Raw genomic sequence first — 15,878 nt, 5'->3', positions numbered from 1 at the left:
GGGCGTTTCGCCCGCCCCCAGCATGGATGGGATCGTACGCATGACTCACCCGTCCCCCCGTCGGATCGCCGTCTTCGGCGCCGGCTACATCGGCCTGGTCACCGGGGCCTGCTTCGCCGAACTCGGACACCACGTCGTGGTCCGTGACATCCAGGCGGAGCGGATCCGCGTCCTGGAGTCGGGTGACATGCCCATCTACGAGCCGGGGCTGGGGGACCTGGTCGCCCGGAACAAGGAGCGGCTGACCTTCACCCTGGACGCCGAGGTCGCCGTCCGGGACGCCGAGGTCGCGTACGTGTGCGTGGACACCCCGCCCACGGCCTCCGGCGACGCGGACCTGTCGAGGGTGTGGTCCGTGATCGACGCGCTGAAGACCGCGGCGCACCTGTCCGCGGTGGTGGTCAAGAGCACCGTCCCGGTGGGCACCGCGGTGCGGGTGCGCGCCGCCCTGGACGCGGCCGGCCTGGCCCACGTCGGCTACGCCTCCAACCCGGAGTTCACCGCCGAGGGCAAGGCGGTCGCCGACTTCCTGCACCCGGACCGGATCGTCGTCGGCGCCGACGATCCGCTCGTCGCCGCCTTGGTCGCGAACCTGCACGAAGGCATCGACGGCCCCGTCGAGGTGATGGACACCGCGTCCGCCGAGATGGTCAAGCTGGCCGCGAACGCCCTCCTCGCCACGAAGATCACGTTCACCAACGAGATCGCGACGATGTGCGAGGCCACCGGAGCCGACATCGAGCAGGTGACCCGCGCGATCGGCCTGGACCACCGGCTCGGCCCGCACTTCATGCAGGCCGGGCTCGGCTACGGAGGCAGCTGCTTCCCCAAGGACTCCCGTGCGCTGCGGGCCATGGCCAGCAACGCCGGATACGCCTTCCAGCTGCTGACCGCCGTCATCGAGGTCAACGACCTGCAACCGCGCCGGGCGATCCAGCGCCTCAAGGCCGAACTGGGCGGCCTGGGTGGCAGGTCGATCGCGCTGCTCGGTCTGGCCTTCAAGGCCGGCACGGACGACATGCGCGAGGCCCCCAGCACGGTGATCGCGTCCCGGCTGTTGGCCGAGGGGGCCGCGGTCCACACCTGGGACCCCCTCGCGCAGCCCGGCGACGCCGAGCCGTGGTCGTCGACGACCCGCCACGCCACCCCCCTTGAGGCGATGACCGGAGCCGACGCGGCCCTGATCGTCACCGAGTGGCCCCATCTGGCCCACGTCCCATGGGCACAGGCGCGGGCCGTGATGCGCCGGCCGCTGGTCTTCGACGGCAGGAACGTGCTCGACCCGGCGACCATCGCCGGTCTGGGCTTCACCTACATGAGCGTCGGGCGCCGCACCGTCCACGGCTGATGCGCGTCGGTCCGCCGGCGTCACCGGCATTCCGCTCGCCGTGACGCGACGCCGTGTGACCCCGCGGACGTGACGACACGTCAGTCAGCCGTGGCGGACCCGTGGTCACGGGCGATCGTGACCAGGCGCGCCGGCGCCACCTGCTCCGGGGTGAGCCGGCTCGCGACGGCGACGAGTTCGCCGATCCCGGTCGCGGCCCGGTGGGGGGGGCGGAGCGGCCGGGTACCGGGGCGTCGGGCAGGCCCGCGATCACTCGCAGGCCGGCCACCGGCATCTCCGGCACGGGGCTGATGTCCTCGATGATGCCGATCGCCGACGCGGCGCGGCCCGACGCCTGGGCGACGGCCTCGGGGGTCGGGCGTCGATGGTCCATCAGGCCTCGCAACACGTCGGCGAACCGTCCCTTCATCCCCGCAGGTTACGTCCCGGCGAGCCGGATGGCCACGGCTGAGAGGAACGAACAGTGTGATCTGGCACTCGACGTCGCATCCTGAGCTCCGCGGGAGGCCGCGGCACGACCGCCGCCCACGGTCGACCCGGCGCCGCCGCAGGTCGTACGGCACTTGGGCGGTCGGAGCCGCACCGGACCGACCGCCACCCGGGCGGGGCTAGCACGAGGGCACCTGCATCGGGGCCACACGGTTCACAATGAACGGGCACCACTCTTCACAGCGAATTCATCCGTGCATATGATCACCCAGCCCAGGTGACGCCACCCCGCAACGGCCGGCGCCCTGGACGGCAGAGGACGGTCTCGTCCCCTGCCCGGACCCATCGCAGGGACACCGTTGAGATCACACGTCAAACGCTGGAGTGTGCCGGTCATCGCCGCCGCTTCGGCTCTCGCGCTCACCAGCCCGATCGGGGCTGAGGCAGTCACCCCCGTCGGCACCCCGGCTCCCCCACCGGCGTCCACGGCGGACCATGTGCCCGCGGGGAACCACACCGTCACACTGATCACCGGCGACGTCGTGACGACCGGTCAGGCCGCCCGGGGCGGCGGCGGTTCCGGCGGTACCGTCACCGTCCGCGGCGCCGACGGGCTGCCGGCCCGGACGCGCATCGTGACGGCGGGGGACGACCTGTACGTCTATCCGGAGTCCGTGCTGCCCTTCCTGGCGCAGGGCACCCTCGACCGGCAACTGTTCAACGTCACCGGCCTGATCGCCGACGGCTACGACGACGCCCACCGTGACCGGCTGCCACTGATCGTCTCCTACACCGAGCCCGGCGCCGCGCGCCGCGCGTCCGCCGTCCCCGAGGGCGCGCGCCGGGTACGGACCCTCGACAGCATCCAGGGCGCCGCCCTCACCGCCGACCGCTCCCGCGCGGACGACTTCTGGGAGTCCGTCGCCGGGAAGGCGGCCGGCGACGGCACCCGGGCGCGGAACACCCGGCCGTCCTTCGCCGGCGGCATAGCGCACATCTGGCTCGACGCGCCCGTCCACGCCGACCTCGCCGACAGCACCGCACAGATCGGCGCCCCGCAGGTCTGGCAGGGCGGTGACACCGGGCAGGGCGTGGACGTCGCCGTCCTCGACACCGGCGTCGACGCGAGCCACCCGGACCTGGCGGACCGCATCGCGAACCGGCAGAGCTTCGTACCGGACGAGACCACCGACGACTACGCCGGACACGGCACCCACGTCGCGTCGATCATCGCCGGCACCGGTGCGGCTTCCGGCGGCAAGGAGAAGGGCGTCGCGCCGGGCGCCCGGCTGCACATCGGCAAGGTGCTCGACAAGTACGGCAGCGGACAGATCTCCTACGCCCTGGCCGGCATGGAGTGGGCGGCCGTCGACCAGCACGCCAGGATCGTCAACATGAGCCTCGGTGCCGGGGTGTCCGACGGCACCGACCCGATGAGCCTCGCCGTGGACCGGCTGACCGCCCAGACCGGCGCGCTGTTCGTGGTCGCCGCGGGCAACTCGGGTGCTCAGGGCAGCGTCGCGACACCCGGTACGGCCGCTTCGGCGCTGACCGTGGGTGCGGTCGACGCCACCGACGCGCTGGCCCCGTTCTCGAGCAGGGGCCCTCGTGTCGACGGCGCGCTGAAGCCGGAGATCACCGCCCCCGGCGTCGACATCCTGGCGGCCAACTCCCAATTCGACGGCAACGACCAGGGCGCCTACCAGTCGATGAGCGGCACCTCCATGGCCACCCCGCACGTCGCGGGCGCCGCCGCCCTGCTCGCCGCGGCCCACCCGCCGCTCACCGGCCCGCAGTTGAAGGACCTGCTGGCCAGCAGTTCGCTGCGGACCCCGGCGTACGACGCCTTCGAGGCGGGGAGCGGCCGGCTGGACGTCGCCGCGGCGGCACAGGCCGAGGTCTTCGCCTCCGCGACCGCCTACGCGACCGCTTCCGCCGCGCAGGACGAGGGCGGCACCGTCCGGCGCCCGGTGACGTACACCAACACCACGGGCACACCGGTATCGCTCGCGCTGTCCGTCGAGGCGCCGCAGGCTCCGGCCGGCATGTTCCGCCTGTCGGCGTCCGACGTCATGGTCCCGGCACACGGCACCGCCGAGGTCACGCTGACGATCGACGGTTCCGCGGGCGCCGCCAGAACCCACTACTCGGGCCAGGTGCTCGCGACGGACGCCGCAGGCAAGGCCGTGGCGCACACCGCCGTCTCCCTCGGCTCCGCCACGATGCACCAGCTGACCCTCACCTTCAAGGACTCCGCGGGCAACCCGACGTCCGGCGACGTCTGGCTGCTGAGGGCCGGCCACGACGACCCCGAGATCGTCGGTGTCGGGCCCTCCGGCACCAGGGAGCTGCTCCTGCCCGACGACGTGTACTCGGTGCTCTCCTACCAGGAGGTCGAGGGCGTCCACGGTCCCCATTCCCGGGGCCTGGCCCTGCTCGGCGACCCCGACGTCCTGCTGGACCGCGACACCACGGTCACGTTCGACGCCACCAAGGCCAAGCGCATCGCGATGACCACCCCTCAGCGCAGCGACGTGACGTTCCAGAAGCTGGGCTACAACCGCGTCATGAACGGCGTCCGGTCCGGTCTGGCCGCCGACGGGCTGTACTACGACAGCATCTGGGCGCAGCCCACCACCCACAAGGTGACCCACGGCGACTTCGCCCTGACCGCCCGTTGGCGGGCCGAGAAGCCGGCGCTGGCCGTCGCCACGCGCACGACCGACTTCACGGGCATCCTGCGCCAAGAGGGCGTCACCCCACTGCCCGCGGGCACCCACAAGCTGCCCCTGGTCTTCGCGGGCCAGGGGTCGGCCACGGACTTCGCCCACCTCGACGCGCGCGGCAAGGCCGTCGTCGTCCGGCACAACGACGACGTCAGCGACTGGGACCAGGCCGCCAACGCGGTCGCCGCGGGCGCGAAGCTCATGCTCGTCGTGGAGAACGGGTACGGCCGGCCGCTGCGCTCCTACGCGCCGCCTGGCGAGCGGGCCGTGGCACTCGACGTCGGCCTCCTCGGCACCGAGGAGGGCGAGAAGCTGATCCGGCAGGCCGCGAACGGCGGAACGCGGATCACCGTCGGGTCCGAGACCGCGAGTCCCTACGTGTACGACCTCGCGCACGTCTGGCACAACGAGATCCCCTCGACGATGACGGTCAAGGGCGACACCAAGGACCTGGCCCGGATCGACGTCACCTTCGCGAGCCCGAAGCACGACGTCCTCGGCAGCGAGTTCCGCTACGAGTGGCTCGACGGCGTCGACTGGTCCTCGGGCCCCCTCATGCCGGAGCCCGCGTACGGGAAGCGCACCGACTGGGTCTCCACGAGCGGCGTCCGCTGGCACCAGCAGGCGTACGTCCCGTACCTGGGCTTCGAGGAGGGCGCCAGGGCCGCCTACCGGCCGGGCAGCAGGCAGTCGGAGGAGTGGTTCAAGCCGGTCCAGCGCCCCTTCCTGAACGACACCTTCTTCAACAACCTCCCGCCCACCCGCCGCGGCGACCACCTGTACCTCGACGTCCCCGCCTGGGGCGGCGGCGACCACGTCGGATGGAACCAGGACCCGGCCGGCACCCAGCGGCAGTCCCTGTACCAGGGCGGCACGGAGCTGGGCGAGGGCGGCGCCACCGACGTATGGGGCGACGCCCCCAGTTCCCGCAGGCTGCCCTACCGGCTGGTCGTCACCGGTGATCGCGACGTGACCTACACGCCGTACTCGTCGCGCACGCGCACCGAGTGGGACTTCGTCTCCGAGGCGGCGACCGACGGCGTCACCGTGGTGCTGCCGCTGGTGCAGCTCGACTACGGGATCGCCACGGACGCGGCGGGCCGCGCCGGGCGGCACGACACCCTTTCCGTCACCGCCGCCCACCTGCAGCGCGCGGGCCTGGCCGGCAGGATCGGCGCGGTGGGGCTCGAGTTGTCGTACGACGACGGCCGGACCTGGCACAAGGCCGACCGCGGCGGCGACGGACGGTTCCGCCTCGACGCCCCGCGCACGGCGTCCTTCGTCTCGCTGCGGGCGAACGCCGGGGACTCGGCGGGCAATTCCGTGCACCAGACGGTGATCCGGGCCTTCGGCCTGCGCTGAGCCGCACGCCCACCGGACCCGCGGCACATGCGGCCGGTCCGTCCGCGGTGGTCGACCCCCGTGGCCGGACCGGCCTCGTGCGCACTCATGCGACGGCCGGCCGGGACCCCCGTGACCGTCACCCGATCGCCGGGGCCGCCTCCTGGCCGTCGAGGGGCACGTCCAGCCGGCCGGCCACGGCGGTCAGGGCCGGTCCGAGCGGGAGCGCGACCCGGGTGCGGGCGTGCCGGTCGCCCCGGGTCGCGTCGCGGTTGACGATCAGCACCGGCTTCCCGGCCTCGGCGGCCTGACGGACGAACCGCAGCCCGGACATCACCGTCAGCGAGGACCCGAGGACCAGCAACGCGGCCGCCCCGCGGACCAGTTCGCGGCACTGCTCGACCCGCGCGGGCGGTACGGCCTCGCCGAAGAACACCACGTCGGGCTTGAGGACCCCGCCGCAGACCACGCAGGGCACGACGTGGAAGTCCCCGACCTGGTCGTCGGTGAGGTCGGCGTCACCGTCCGGGTTGATCCCCGCGGCCACCGGCGCGAAGCGCGCATTGGCCTCCTCCAGCCGCCGCGCGAGTTCGGCGCGCGGGCTGAGGGCGCCGCAGGTGAGGCAGACGACCCGGGCCAGGCTTCCGTGGAGTTCCACCACGCCCTCGCTGCCGGCAGCCTGGTGCAGGCCGTCGACGTTCTGGGTGATCACCCCCGAGAGCAGGCCGTGCCGCGCGAACGCGGCCACCGCCCGGTGGCCGGCGTTGGGACGCGCGCGGCCGAAGGTGCGCCAGCCCAGGTGGCTACGCGCCCAGTAACGCCGCCGGGCCGGGGCGCCGCCGACGAAGTCCTGGTAGGTCATCGGGGTGTGCCGGCTCAGGCTCCCGCCCTCCCCCCGGTAGTCGGGGATGCCCGACTCCGTGGAGATGCCCGCCCCGGTGAGGACGAGTACGCCGCCGCCGCCCAGCGCGTCCGCGACCGGCCCCACGTCCGTGGTACCCGGCGGCAGGTCCTCGGTCGGGGTCCAGCTCAAAGTGGGGCGCATGCGCATGCCGCAAGGGTACGCAACGGCGTACCCCGCCCCACTTCCCCGGTCGCGGACCGCACCGCCGGGGCGGACGCACCGCCGCCGCACCGCCGCCGCCGCACCGCCGCCGCCTCACGTCAGGAGGCGGGCGACCTCCGCGGGGTGGGCGAGGTGCGGGAAGTGGCCGCTGCCGGGCAGCACGGTGATCGTGACGTCCGGCAGGGCGCCGGAGAGCCACGCGCGGTACTCCGGGTCGGGCTCGGCGCCCGCGACGTAGTGGTACGGGGTGCCCTGGGCGGCGATGCGCTCCAGCCGGGCGGCGTTGCGCTCGTCGAGCGTCGCGGGCGGGGTGGTCAGCAGCTCGTCCCAGTACGCCAGCAGCAGCTCCGGCGCGGGAACCGCGTCGGGCCGGGCGAGGGCCCGTGCCTCGGTCGGCAGGCCGTCGATGCCCATGCGGCCGAGCAGGCCGTTCCAGATGGCGTCGTGGCCGGGGCCGCGCAGCACCTCGGCGTTGCGCTGCAGCATCTCCGCGAAGCCCCCGACGCGCAGCGGCTGGTCGATGTTGACGACACCGCTCGCCGGGTGGGCCGCGGCGTACGCGGTGGCGATGGCGCCGCCGAGGGAGTGCCCCACCACGACGGGCCGGGTCAGGCCCGCCTCGGTGACGGCGCGGTGCACCACCGCGGCGACGTCGTCCAGCCCGTGCCGGTCCAGCGGCGGCGACTGCCCGTGCCCCGGCAGGTCCACGACGAGGACGCCGCGCGCCGGGTCGATGGCCCTGAGCTCCCGCAGCAGCGGGCCCCATCGGTGCCGGTCGTAGCTCAGCCCGTGCAGCAGGACGAGCGGCGGCCGCCCGTCCGGCTCGCCGTGGCGCTCCGCCCGCAGACCCGCGTACGTCGAGGGTGCTCCGCCGGTGCTCATGTGGGGTGTCCTTCCTGTGGTGCGTGCCGTACACCCAGGAGGCGTGACACCGCCGGGAACGATCCGTTCGTGACGGCCGTCACAGCCGCCAGCGGCCGGGACCGCCGGGGGCGGGCTGGTACCGCATGACGCGGCCGGTGCGCAGGGACGCCCGCAGATGGGCGCCGGCGAGCGGGGCGGCGGCCTCGATGCGCCGGACGGTCCCCCACAGCGCCTTCGTGGCGCCGACCCGGGCCCGCTCCGCCTCGTTGCCGTGGGCGCGGGGGCGGCCGCCCAGACCGGCGGAGCGCCGCAGTTCCGCGAGGAGCGCTCCGCGCTCGGCCTGCACCGCCGCGGCGGCGTCGACGTCCCCGGCGCGGTCGGCGGCGTCGAGCCGTTCCTCGAGCACGGCGAGCCGCCGGCGGTAGGCGGCGCGGGCCGTGTCGTCCAGCAGCGGCTCGGCGGGCGGGGCAGCCAGCCCGGAGCCACCCGCCACGAGGTCGAGGGCGGGGATCTCCGCACCGGGCGCCGCCAGCAGCGAGCGGAGGTAGCGGGGGCCGCGCCCGTCGGGGACGAGGGCCGATTCACCGCCGGCCTCCAGCCGCCAGTCCCGCCCGTCGAGCACCCAGTGCCACGGGCCGACGTCCGCTGCCGCCCCGGACGCGGCCGCCGCCGGGGACGCGGCGGAGGCCCGCGGGGCACGGAGCAGCCCGTCCATGCCCAGGCGCTCGGCGATCGACCGGGCCTCCGCCCGGTCCTGCGCCGCCCGCTCCCGGTCCCCGGCGCCGCCCCGCCGGCTCAGGACGTCCGCCCGCGCCGCCAGGGTCCACGCGAGCCAGGGCAGGGCACCGAGACGGCGGGACAGCTCCGCGGCCGCGTCGAAGTGGCCGAGAGCGGCCCCGGGCCTGTCGAGGCGTGCCGCCAGCCGGCCCAGGTAGTCGTCGACGGGACCGGTGATCGTGTTGGCCCCGCCCCACACGACCAGCCGTCCCCGGTGGGGCAGCAGCGCCTCGTACAGGGCCCCGGCGGCCGCCGGGCTCCCGGTGCGCGCGGCGACGGCCGCGAGGTCGGCCAGCGCACCGGTCCAGCGCGGCCCGGTGCCGGCGAGGACCGCGGGCAGCAGCCGTTCGAGTTCCAGACCGGCTTCCACGTCGCGCCCCGACTCCAGCATCGCCCGCGCCGCCGTGGCCTCGAAGAAGTGCCCGGGCAGCCGGCGCGCCATCCGCTGCCAGGGCTCGACGGGGGCTTCGGCGCGCCCGCGTACGACGGCGAGCTGGTGGCGCACCGAACCGGCCAGCCGCTCGGTGTCGCCCACGCCCGCCCTGCGCCCGGCCACGAGGACCTCGCCGGCGAGCGCCTCGGCCTCGTCGAACCGGCCGCGGACGGTGGCGAGCATCGCCTGCCGGGCGAGTGCCACCACGCGGGCGTCGGTCTGCCCGGCCTCTTCCGCGGCCCGCGCGTACACGCCGAGCGCCGCCTCGGCCGCCGCCAGGTCGCCGGTCTCGGCGAGCGCCACGAAACGCCAGAACAGGCCGCGGCTCTCGGCCGCCGCGTCGCCCGCCCGGCGGGCCCGCACGACGATCTCCTCGGCGGTGGCGAGGCGTTCGGCGGTGGCGGCCGGGTCCCACAGCGCGTGCAGCCGGCTGTCGAGGACCTCGGCGACGGTCCCCGGGTCCCCGGACGCCCGGGCCAGGCCGAGCGCGGTGTCCGCCAGGTCGCGGCGGCGCGCCACGGCTGTGGTGTCGGCGAGCAGTTCGCGGGCGAGGCGGGCCAGTACGCGGGCGCGGACGGCCGGGGCGAGCGGCCGCTCGGCGGCCGCCTCCAGCAAGCGGACGAGCCCGAGGTCGAGTTCGAGGAACTGGGCCCGCGAGGGGGCGACCAGCGCCAGGTGCGCCACCGGGTCGGCGCCGTCGTCCAGCCCCCTCAGCCGCGCGGCCAGCGACAACGCGGGGCCGGGAAGCCCGCCGGAGACCAGCCACAGGGCGTGCACGGCGTCGGGCGGCAGACCCGGCACGAGCGCCGCGAACTCCGCCCCCGGCAGTCCGCCCAGCCGCAGCTCCGTCCCGTGCCCGGTGAAATCCCGCGCGGCGGCCAGGATCGCCCGCGGCCCCGGGGGCGGGCCGGCACCGGGAGCCTCCTCCGCCGAGCCGTCACCGGCGTCGGAGTCGGAGCCGGCGTCGGCCAGGAGGAGGACGGGCTCACCCGGCCGTCGGGGCGCCGCCGCCGCAGGCCCGGTCGGCGCGCTGTCCCCGGTCCGTTCGACCCGGATGCCGCGCCGGGCGGCCAGCTCCCCCGCGGCGGCCAGCAGCGTGGTCTTGCCCACCCCCGGCGGCCCGGTGACGACCAGGCGCTCGCCGGCCCCCGCTCGCAGCCGGTCGAGGAGGGCCCCGATCGCTGAAAGCTCCTGGTCACGGCCGATGAGGGACACGCCTCAGCCTAACCGGGGCCGTGGCTGCGGCGGCGAGGCGACGGCGGATGCCCGCGGGTCCCGGGGCGGTCCGGCCCCGTCAGACCTGTACGGTGCCGCCGTCGACGAAGAGTTCCGTGCCCGTGACGAAACGGCTCTGGTCGGAGGCGAGGAAGAGGACCACGTCCGCGACGTCGTCCGGGTCGCCGATGCGGCCGAGCGGGATCCGGGAGACCAGGAACTCCTTCAGCCGCCTGCCCTCCTCCGTGTCCGCCGCGAGGGCAACGTCGAGCTGGGCCGTGGCGATCGTGCCGGGGCTGACGGCGTTGACCCGGATGCGCCGCCCCTTCAGCTCGTTGGCCCAGGTGCGGGCGAAGGAGCGGATCGCCGCCTTCGTGGCCGAGTAGACGCCGAAGCCCTCGGGACCCTCGACCGTCCAGATCGAGGCCGTGAGGATGACCGACGCGCCGTCGTTCAAGAGCGGGAGGGCCTTCTGCACCGTGAGCACCGTGCCCTTGACGTTCACCCCCAGGACGAGGTCGAGGTGCTCCTCCGTGATCTCGGCGAGTGACGCCCGCTCCCCCACCCCGGCGTTCGCGAACAGCACGTCGACGCGCCGGCCGTCCGCGGCGACGCGCTCGTAGAGGCGGTCCAGGTCACCGGGGGCGGCGACGTCGCCCCGTACGCCGGTCGCTCCGGTCCCGAGGGACGCGACCGCGGCGGCGAGCTCCTTCTGCCGGCGGCCGGTGACGTAGACGTGGGCGCCCTCGTCGGCGAGACGGCGGGCGGAGGCCAGGCCGATCCCCGCCGAGCCGCCGGTCACCACCGCCGTCCTCCCGTCGAGCTGCCCCATCACGTCCTCCTGGTCCGGGCTGCCGTCGGCACCATGGGCACGGCCTACGGGTCATGGTGGCAAACATCATCCGCGGTCGCAGCCGGTGGACCGGCTCAGACGCCGTAGATCCGTTCGGGCCGCACGATCACGGCCGTGCGGCGGTCCGCGGCCATGACCCGGTCGTACTCGTCCCAGTCGTCGTGGGTGCCGCCCGCCGCGGTGAAGATCTCGCGGAGCAGCAGCCGTACGCCGTCGGCGTCGACCGCCGGGTGCGGGTCGTCGGGGCCGATGATCTCGGCGGCGCCCTCCACCGTCGCCCAGTGCCACCCCGAGCGGACGGAGGCGGCGAGCCGGGGGCGCTCCCTGAGGTTGCCGAGCTTGACCTTGCCGTAGGTCACGAAGGCCACCACGTCCGCGTCGGCGAGCGGATGCCTCATGACCGCGAGGTTGACCACCGAGGACTGGATGGTGCTGTCGGCACGCAGCGTCGACACCGTGCCCAGGCCCTGTTCGGCGCGGGCGAGTTCCGCGAAGTCGTTCAACGTTGCCACGTCGGTTTCCCCTGCCGGTCTCGGTTCGGGTGCGGGGCCGCGGACACGACCTGTCGGGACGTCCGCGGCATGCGTCGGGACCACGATGACACGTCGTCACCCCGCCGACCCGCCGGCGGTTCCGGGGCGGCGGTCACCAGGGCCGATCCCGAGTTGCGGGGTGACAGGGCGGCACATAGCGTCTCGTCTCGTCCGAACACCCCCTATCGGCCCTCGGCTCACGTGCCGGCCCGCGCTCCCGGCCCACGGCGGCTCCCTGCCGGGCATCGGCGCCGGGCATCCGTGCCGCGCATCCGTGCCACGTATCCGCGCGGCGCTTGCGCCGTCAGCGATGAGGGACGCGCACGCCGACGAGACTTCCCTCCCGGGAATCGGGACGACCGGAGATCTGCCATGCCCGACCTTTCCAGTCTGCTATCTCGGCGAAAGATCCTGCTCTCCTCCGCCGCCGCGGCGACCGCGGCGACCACGGGCGCGTTCGGCCTGGCCTCCCGGACGCCGGAGGCGGCGAAGGGGACGGCGGCGGCAGCGGACGCCACGGCCGTGCGGCCCTTCCGCGTCGACATCCCGGAAGCGGACCTCGACGAGCTCCGCCGTCGCGTCGACGCCACGCGGTGGCCCGACCGCGAGACCGTCCCCGACCAGTCCCAGGGCGTCCAGCTGGCGACGATGAAGATGCTCACGCGCTACTGGGGAAAGGACTACGACTGGCGGAGGATCGAGACGAAGCTCAATTCCCTCCCGCAGTTCAAGACCAGGATCGACGGGCTCGACATCCACTTCATCCACGTCCGGTCGCGCCACGCGGACGCCCTGCCGATGATCCTGACCCACGGCTGGCCGGGCTCGGTGCTGGAGTTCCTCAAGGTCATCGGCCCCCTGACCGACCCCACCGCCCACGGCGGCCGCGCACGGGACGCCTTCCACCTCGTCATCCCCTCGATGCCCGGGTACGGCTTCTCCGAGCGGCCCACCACCACCGGCTGGAACCCCAGCCGCATCGCCCGCGCCTGGGCCGTGCTGATGCAGCGTCTGGGGTACGCGCGTTACGTCTCCCAGGGCGGCGACTGGGGCTCGGTGGTGTCGGACAAGATGGCGGCGCAGAAGCCCCCCGGGCTGATCGGCATCCACGTCAACATGCCGGCCACCGTGCCGCCGGACCTCGCGAAGAGGCTCGCCTGCGGAGACCCGGCCCCGGCCGGCCTCTCCCCCGACGAACGGGCCGCGTACGACAAGCTCAACGCCTTCTACAAGACGGGCTCCGGCTACTCGGCCATGATGGTCACCCGCCCGCAGACCGTGGGGTACGGGCTGACGGACTCGCCCGCGGGCCTCGCCGCCTGGATGTACGACAAGATCGCCGCCTGGACCGACAGCGACGGCGACCCACTGCGGGTGCTCACCAAGGACGAGATCCTCAACGACATCAGCCTCTACTGGCTGACCAACACGGCGGTCTCCTCCGCGCGGCTGTACTGGGAGAACAACGCCAACAACTTCAACGCCGTGTCGGTGGACATCCCCGCGGCCATCACGGTGTTCCCCGGCGAGATCTACCAGGCACCCCTGAGCTGGGCGGAACGCGCCTACCACGACCTCGTCTACTACAACAAGGCTCCCCGCGGCGGCCACTTCGCGGCCTGGGAGGTCCCCGGCATCTTCACCCAGGAGCTGCGCGCCGCGTTCTCTGGCCTGCGCGACGCCGACAAGCCGGGCAAGTAGCGGGGAGGCGGACGTGACCGGGCGCTTCGACCCCTGCGGGGTGCTGCCGCCGGTGCCCGGGTTCACGCCGGCCGGCACGGACATCACCGACGGGGAGACCCTGGGCGTCGCTCAGCGCAGCGGCATGTTCGGCAGGCCGGGCGAGGACCGTTCGCCGCGCGTCCGGAGTGGAGCGGCCGGCCCGCCGGGACGCGGAGCTTCGCCGTGACGTGCTACGACCCCGACGCCCTGACCGCCGGCGGCTTCTGGCACTGGGCGGTGTACGACATCCCCTCGTCCGTGGACCACCTGCCCGCCGGCACGGGCGACGAGGGCGGCGGGAACCTCCCCGTCGGGGCGCAGATGCTCGCCGACGACACGGGGCGACACTGCTTCCTCGGCGCCGCGCCGGCGCCCGGTTCGGGAAACGTTCATCGGTGTTCTGACGGCGCGGAAGTTGCGGGCGAGCCGGGTCATGGTGCTCGTTCCCACGCTCGATTTGCTGACGCAGATGGCGGCCGCGTGGCGAGTCGGCGGCCGTACCGGGCCCTTGTAAGGGATTTGCTCACTGCGGGCCGATGAGGCGCCGTTCGCGTGCACCACGGACGTGGACGCGCTGGTGGCGTGGACGCAGGGGCTGGAGACCGTGACGGTGTTCGCCCCGTATGCCTCGGTCGGCATGGGCACCCTCCAACAGGCCCACACGGCTGGCCGCGCCCGTGACAGGGGCTTCTCCGGTACGGCCTCAGGGGACAAAATCAACTACCCCGAGTGAACTGGCTACTGAACTTGAACTCGTGATGTCGGGTGGTCAGCTGCTCGTGCTGCTGTGCGCGAACGGGTCGGTGAGCTGTGCCGCGGGCGGGGTGGTAATGAGGAGAGTGCTCGCGGGGCCGGATATCGCCGTGAGACTGGTGGGATCGAGGCTGAGTGCCTGAGCGAGGGACGGGGCCAGGAACTCCCATTCGGCAAGCAGGTCGACGGCTTCTTCCGGATCCAGGTCTTCCGGGCGTCCCGTGACGCCGATCGCGTCGAGGCTGGCTCGTTCTGCTTGAACGGGCTGCCCTAGCGCGAGCTCGGGGTACTCGCTGATCCAGCGTCTGGTGATCGAGCCGTGCTCGGCAATCAGCCAGGCGTCTCCGTCGCGTTGCTCGCCGTGGAAGTAGGCGTGCGCCTGGCCGTGGCGCGTGCTCAGCTCCAGGCAGATGCGGGTGACATCGGCTGTGCGGTTCAGGTAGGGCAGGCCGCACCACGGGCCGACGACCAGCACCCAGTCGTTGAGCGGGGGCGTGACCAGCACGCGGGAAAACCGCTCGGCGGGCTCGTGGGCGATGCGGTCGATCAGTTCCGCGCCGGCGGACCAGGATGCCTCTGCGACCTGGGTGAGACCGATCTGGTCAGCCACTTCCGTCCGGTCCTGGGCGCGGATCGCCAGCCAGGAGAGCCAGCAGCTGGTGATCGCCTGGGGCGGCCCGGGTTCCGTCATGAGCGGCAGCGTAGTCCGGGGCGTTGCCCATATGGTGGCGTCATGTTTGATCACAGGGCGTTCGGGGTCTCGGCTGACGCTCCGCGTCACCACGGCGAGGAGTGGGCAACGTCGCCGGAAGCAGGGCCGCCGGACCCTCGGACACCTTGGTCTGGAGGCGTTCTGCTCGGCGTTGTCTTCGGTGGGCTGACCTCACTTGCCTCCATCGTCGCCATCGGCCAGACGTAGGCTGCATGCGACATCGGCGTCAATGCAGGCGCAAACTCGTTGACGTTACTGTTCCTTGGCCCCGTCATATGGGTTGCCGCAGCAGTCCCGTGGGTCGTCCTGTACGGAACGCTCGGCAGGCGTCACCGCGGTGTGGCACTGACGGCAGGGCTCGTCTTCACCATATGGTTCACGTGGTTCCTGGTCACATGGCTCGGCATGCCGGATTCCTACCCCCACCCTCGGTGCTAGGGGTGTTGCGAAAGTAGTGGCGCGACAGGCGTGGGGCGGGCCTTCGGAACACCCTCTAGATCTTCCCCGCGACCACGCGTATCCGGTGCCCCAGCACCCGGCCGAAGCTGGCCGTGAACCGCGGCAGGAGCCGTGCCCCGTTCCAGAACTCGAATCCCAAGTAGGCGAAGGCGAAGCGGTCGTGCTCCCACGTCCACTCGGGCAGCGCGACCGGGCGGCCGCACGCCGGGCACTGCACTTCGGCAGCGCCGGTCGCGTACCAGGTATCCATGGCCTCGGAGAAGGGGTCGCGCGCGCCCTCAGCCGCCGTCCAAGGCCCGATGGCGGCCGCCTCCGAGCAGCGTGGGCAGACGGGCGAACCGTCAGAACCCAGCGAGCCGAAGAACACCGTGCGACCGGTGACGACGGCCAGCCCGTCGGCTCCTTTCCTGCGTGGCTCCTCCGTCATCTCCGCCCACCGCGGCCCCGGCGAGTAGACCGGCTTGCCGTGCATGGAGTACCTGCGCTCGGCGAGCACGACGTCTTCGGCGACCAGCCACGCCACCACGCGCTCCGCGTGCCCTTCGGCCTCCTCGGCCGTCGCGTCGGTGTCGACGATCGTCTGGAAGTAGCTACCCATGGAAGTCCCCGTTCCGGCCCTCACTGCACCGCGCAGTGACGGGAACAGT

Annotated in this window: 12 protein-coding genes; 5 read left to right on the top strand and 7 right to left on the bottom strand. The window is 73.6% G+C overall.

What is annotated here, in order from left to right; translation table 11 throughout:
• The first annotated feature begins 40 nt into the window (after positions 1 to 40).
• A complete protein-coding gene (locus ABZ479_RS04645; RefSeq protein ID WP_500459880.1) occupies positions 41 to 1,348 on the top strand; it encodes a UDP-glucose dehydrogenase family protein in 1,308 nt (435 codons plus the stop codon).
• Between the two features lie 788 nt (positions 1,349 to 2,136).
• Positions 2,137 to 5,865, top strand: coding sequence for a S8 family serine peptidase (locus tag ABZ479_RS04640; protein WP_500459878.1), 3,729 nt, complete (start codon positions 2,137 to 2,139; stop codon positions 5,863 to 5,865).
• Positions 5,866 to 5,983: 118 nt separating this feature from the next.
• On the opposite strand, the gene ABZ479_RS04635 is transcribed toward ABZ479_RS04640, so the two are convergent.
• From ABZ479_RS04635 to ABZ479_RS04615, 5 genes are all read right to left on the bottom strand, one after another.
• Positions 5,984 to 6,895, bottom strand: coding sequence for an NAD-dependent protein deacetylase (locus ABZ479_RS04635; RefSeq protein ID WP_500459876.1), 912 nt, complete (start codon positions 6,893 to 6,895; stop codon positions 5,984 to 5,986).
• A gap of 108 nt (positions 6,896 to 7,003) precedes the next feature.
• Positions 7,004 to 7,792, bottom strand: coding sequence for an alpha/beta fold hydrolase (locus ABZ479_RS04630; protein WP_500459875.1), 789 nt, complete (start codon positions 7,790 to 7,792; stop codon positions 7,004 to 7,006).
• A 79-nt stretch (positions 7,793 to 7,871) separates the two neighbouring features.
• On the bottom strand, positions 7,872 to 10,199 hold the full coding sequence (locus tag ABZ479_RS04625; RefSeq protein WP_500459873.1) for an AAA family ATPase: 2,328 nt from the start codon (positions 10,197 to 10,199) through the stop codon (positions 7,872 to 7,874).
• Positions 10,200 to 10,278: 79 nt separating this feature from the next.
• A complete protein-coding gene (locus ABZ479_RS04620) occupies positions 10,279 to 11,031 on the bottom strand; it encodes an SDR family NAD(P)-dependent oxidoreductase (RefSeq protein ID WP_500459871.1) in 753 nt (250 codons plus the stop codon).
• A 95-nt stretch (positions 11,032 to 11,126) separates the two neighbouring features.
• A complete protein-coding gene (locus ABZ479_RS04615) occupies positions 11,127 to 11,564 on the bottom strand; it encodes a TIGR03618 family F420-dependent PPOX class oxidoreductase (protein WP_500459870.1) in 438 nt (145 codons plus the stop codon).
• A 393-nt stretch (positions 11,565 to 11,957) separates the two neighbouring features.
• Here ABZ479_RS04615 and ABZ479_RS04610 point away from each other — a divergent pair, with 393 nt between their 5' ends.
• The 3 genes from ABZ479_RS04610 (at position 11,958) to ABZ479_RS04600 (ending at position 14,040) form a co-directional block, all read left to right on the top strand.
• Entirely contained in the window at positions 11,958 to 13,286 is a 1,329-nt protein-coding gene (locus tag ABZ479_RS04610) for an epoxide hydrolase family protein (RefSeq protein WP_500459868.1), read from the top strand.
• 204 nt (positions 13,287 to 13,490) lie between these two features.
• Complete coding sequence (locus ABZ479_RS04605) at positions 13,491 to 13,847, top strand: YbhB/YbcL family Raf kinase inhibitor-like protein (RefSeq protein ID WP_500459866.1); 357 nt, start codon at positions 13,491 to 13,493, stop codon at positions 13,845 to 13,847.
• Between the two features lie 25 nt (positions 13,848 to 13,872).
• Positions 13,873 to 14,040 (top strand): hypothetical protein, encoded by a 168-nt coding sequence (locus tag ABZ479_RS04600; protein ID WP_500459865.1) that lies wholly within the window; start codon positions 13,873 to 13,875, stop codon positions 14,038 to 14,040.
• Between the two features lie 36 nt (positions 14,041 to 14,076).
• Here ABZ479_RS04600 and ABZ479_RS04595 read toward each other — a convergent pair whose 3' ends face one another.
• Positions 14,077 to 14,751 (bottom strand): hypothetical protein, encoded by a 675-nt coding sequence (locus tag ABZ479_RS04595; RefSeq protein ID WP_500459864.1) that lies wholly within the window; start codon positions 14,749 to 14,751, stop codon positions 14,077 to 14,079.
• 514 nt (positions 14,752 to 15,265) lie between these two features.
• Positions 15,266 to 15,829, bottom strand: coding sequence for a hypothetical protein (locus tag ABZ479_RS04590; protein ID WP_500459863.1), 564 nt, complete (start codon positions 15,827 to 15,829; stop codon positions 15,266 to 15,268).
• Positions 15,830 to 15,878: the final 49 nt, after the last annotated feature.

The sequence above is a fragment of the Streptomyces sp. NPDC005722 genome, assembly GCF_040630935.1.
Classification (GTDB): domain Bacteria; phylum Actinomycetota; class Actinomycetes; order Streptomycetales; family Streptomycetaceae; genus Actinacidiphila.
The sequence above is the reverse complement of the archived record's forward strand: the minus strand, read 5'-3'. Positions and strand labels throughout refer to the sequence as shown.

Bases quoted from the DNA above. Each gene is read 5' to 3' on its own strand.
- ABZ479_RS04620 (WP_500459871.1), bottom strand. From the start codon at position 11,031: ATGGGGCAGCTCGACGGGAGGACGGCGGTGGTGACCGGCGGCTCGGCG.
- ABZ479_RS04590 (WP_500459863.1), bottom strand. From the start codon at position 15,829: ATGGGTAGCTACTTCCAGACGATCGTCGACACCGACGCGACGGCCGAG.
- ABZ479_RS04645 (WP_500459880.1), top strand. From the start codon at position 41: ATGACTCACCCGTCCCCCCGTCGGATCGCCGTCTTCGGCGCCGGCTAC.
- ABZ479_RS04610 (WP_500459868.1), top strand. From the start codon at position 11,958: ATGCCCGACCTTTCCAGTCTGCTATCTCGGCGAAAGATCCTGCTCTCC.
- ABZ479_RS04595 (WP_500459864.1), bottom strand. From the start codon at position 14,751: ATGACGGAACCCGGGCCGCCCCAGGCGATCACCAGCTGCTGGCTCTCC.
- ABZ479_RS04630 (WP_500459875.1), bottom strand. From the start codon at position 7,792: ATGAGCACCGGCGGAGCACCCTCGACGTACGCGGGTCTGCGGGCGGAG.
- ABZ479_RS04635 (WP_500459876.1), bottom strand. From the start codon at position 6,895: ATGCGCATGCGCCCCACTTTGAGCTGGACCCCGACCGAGGACCTGCCG.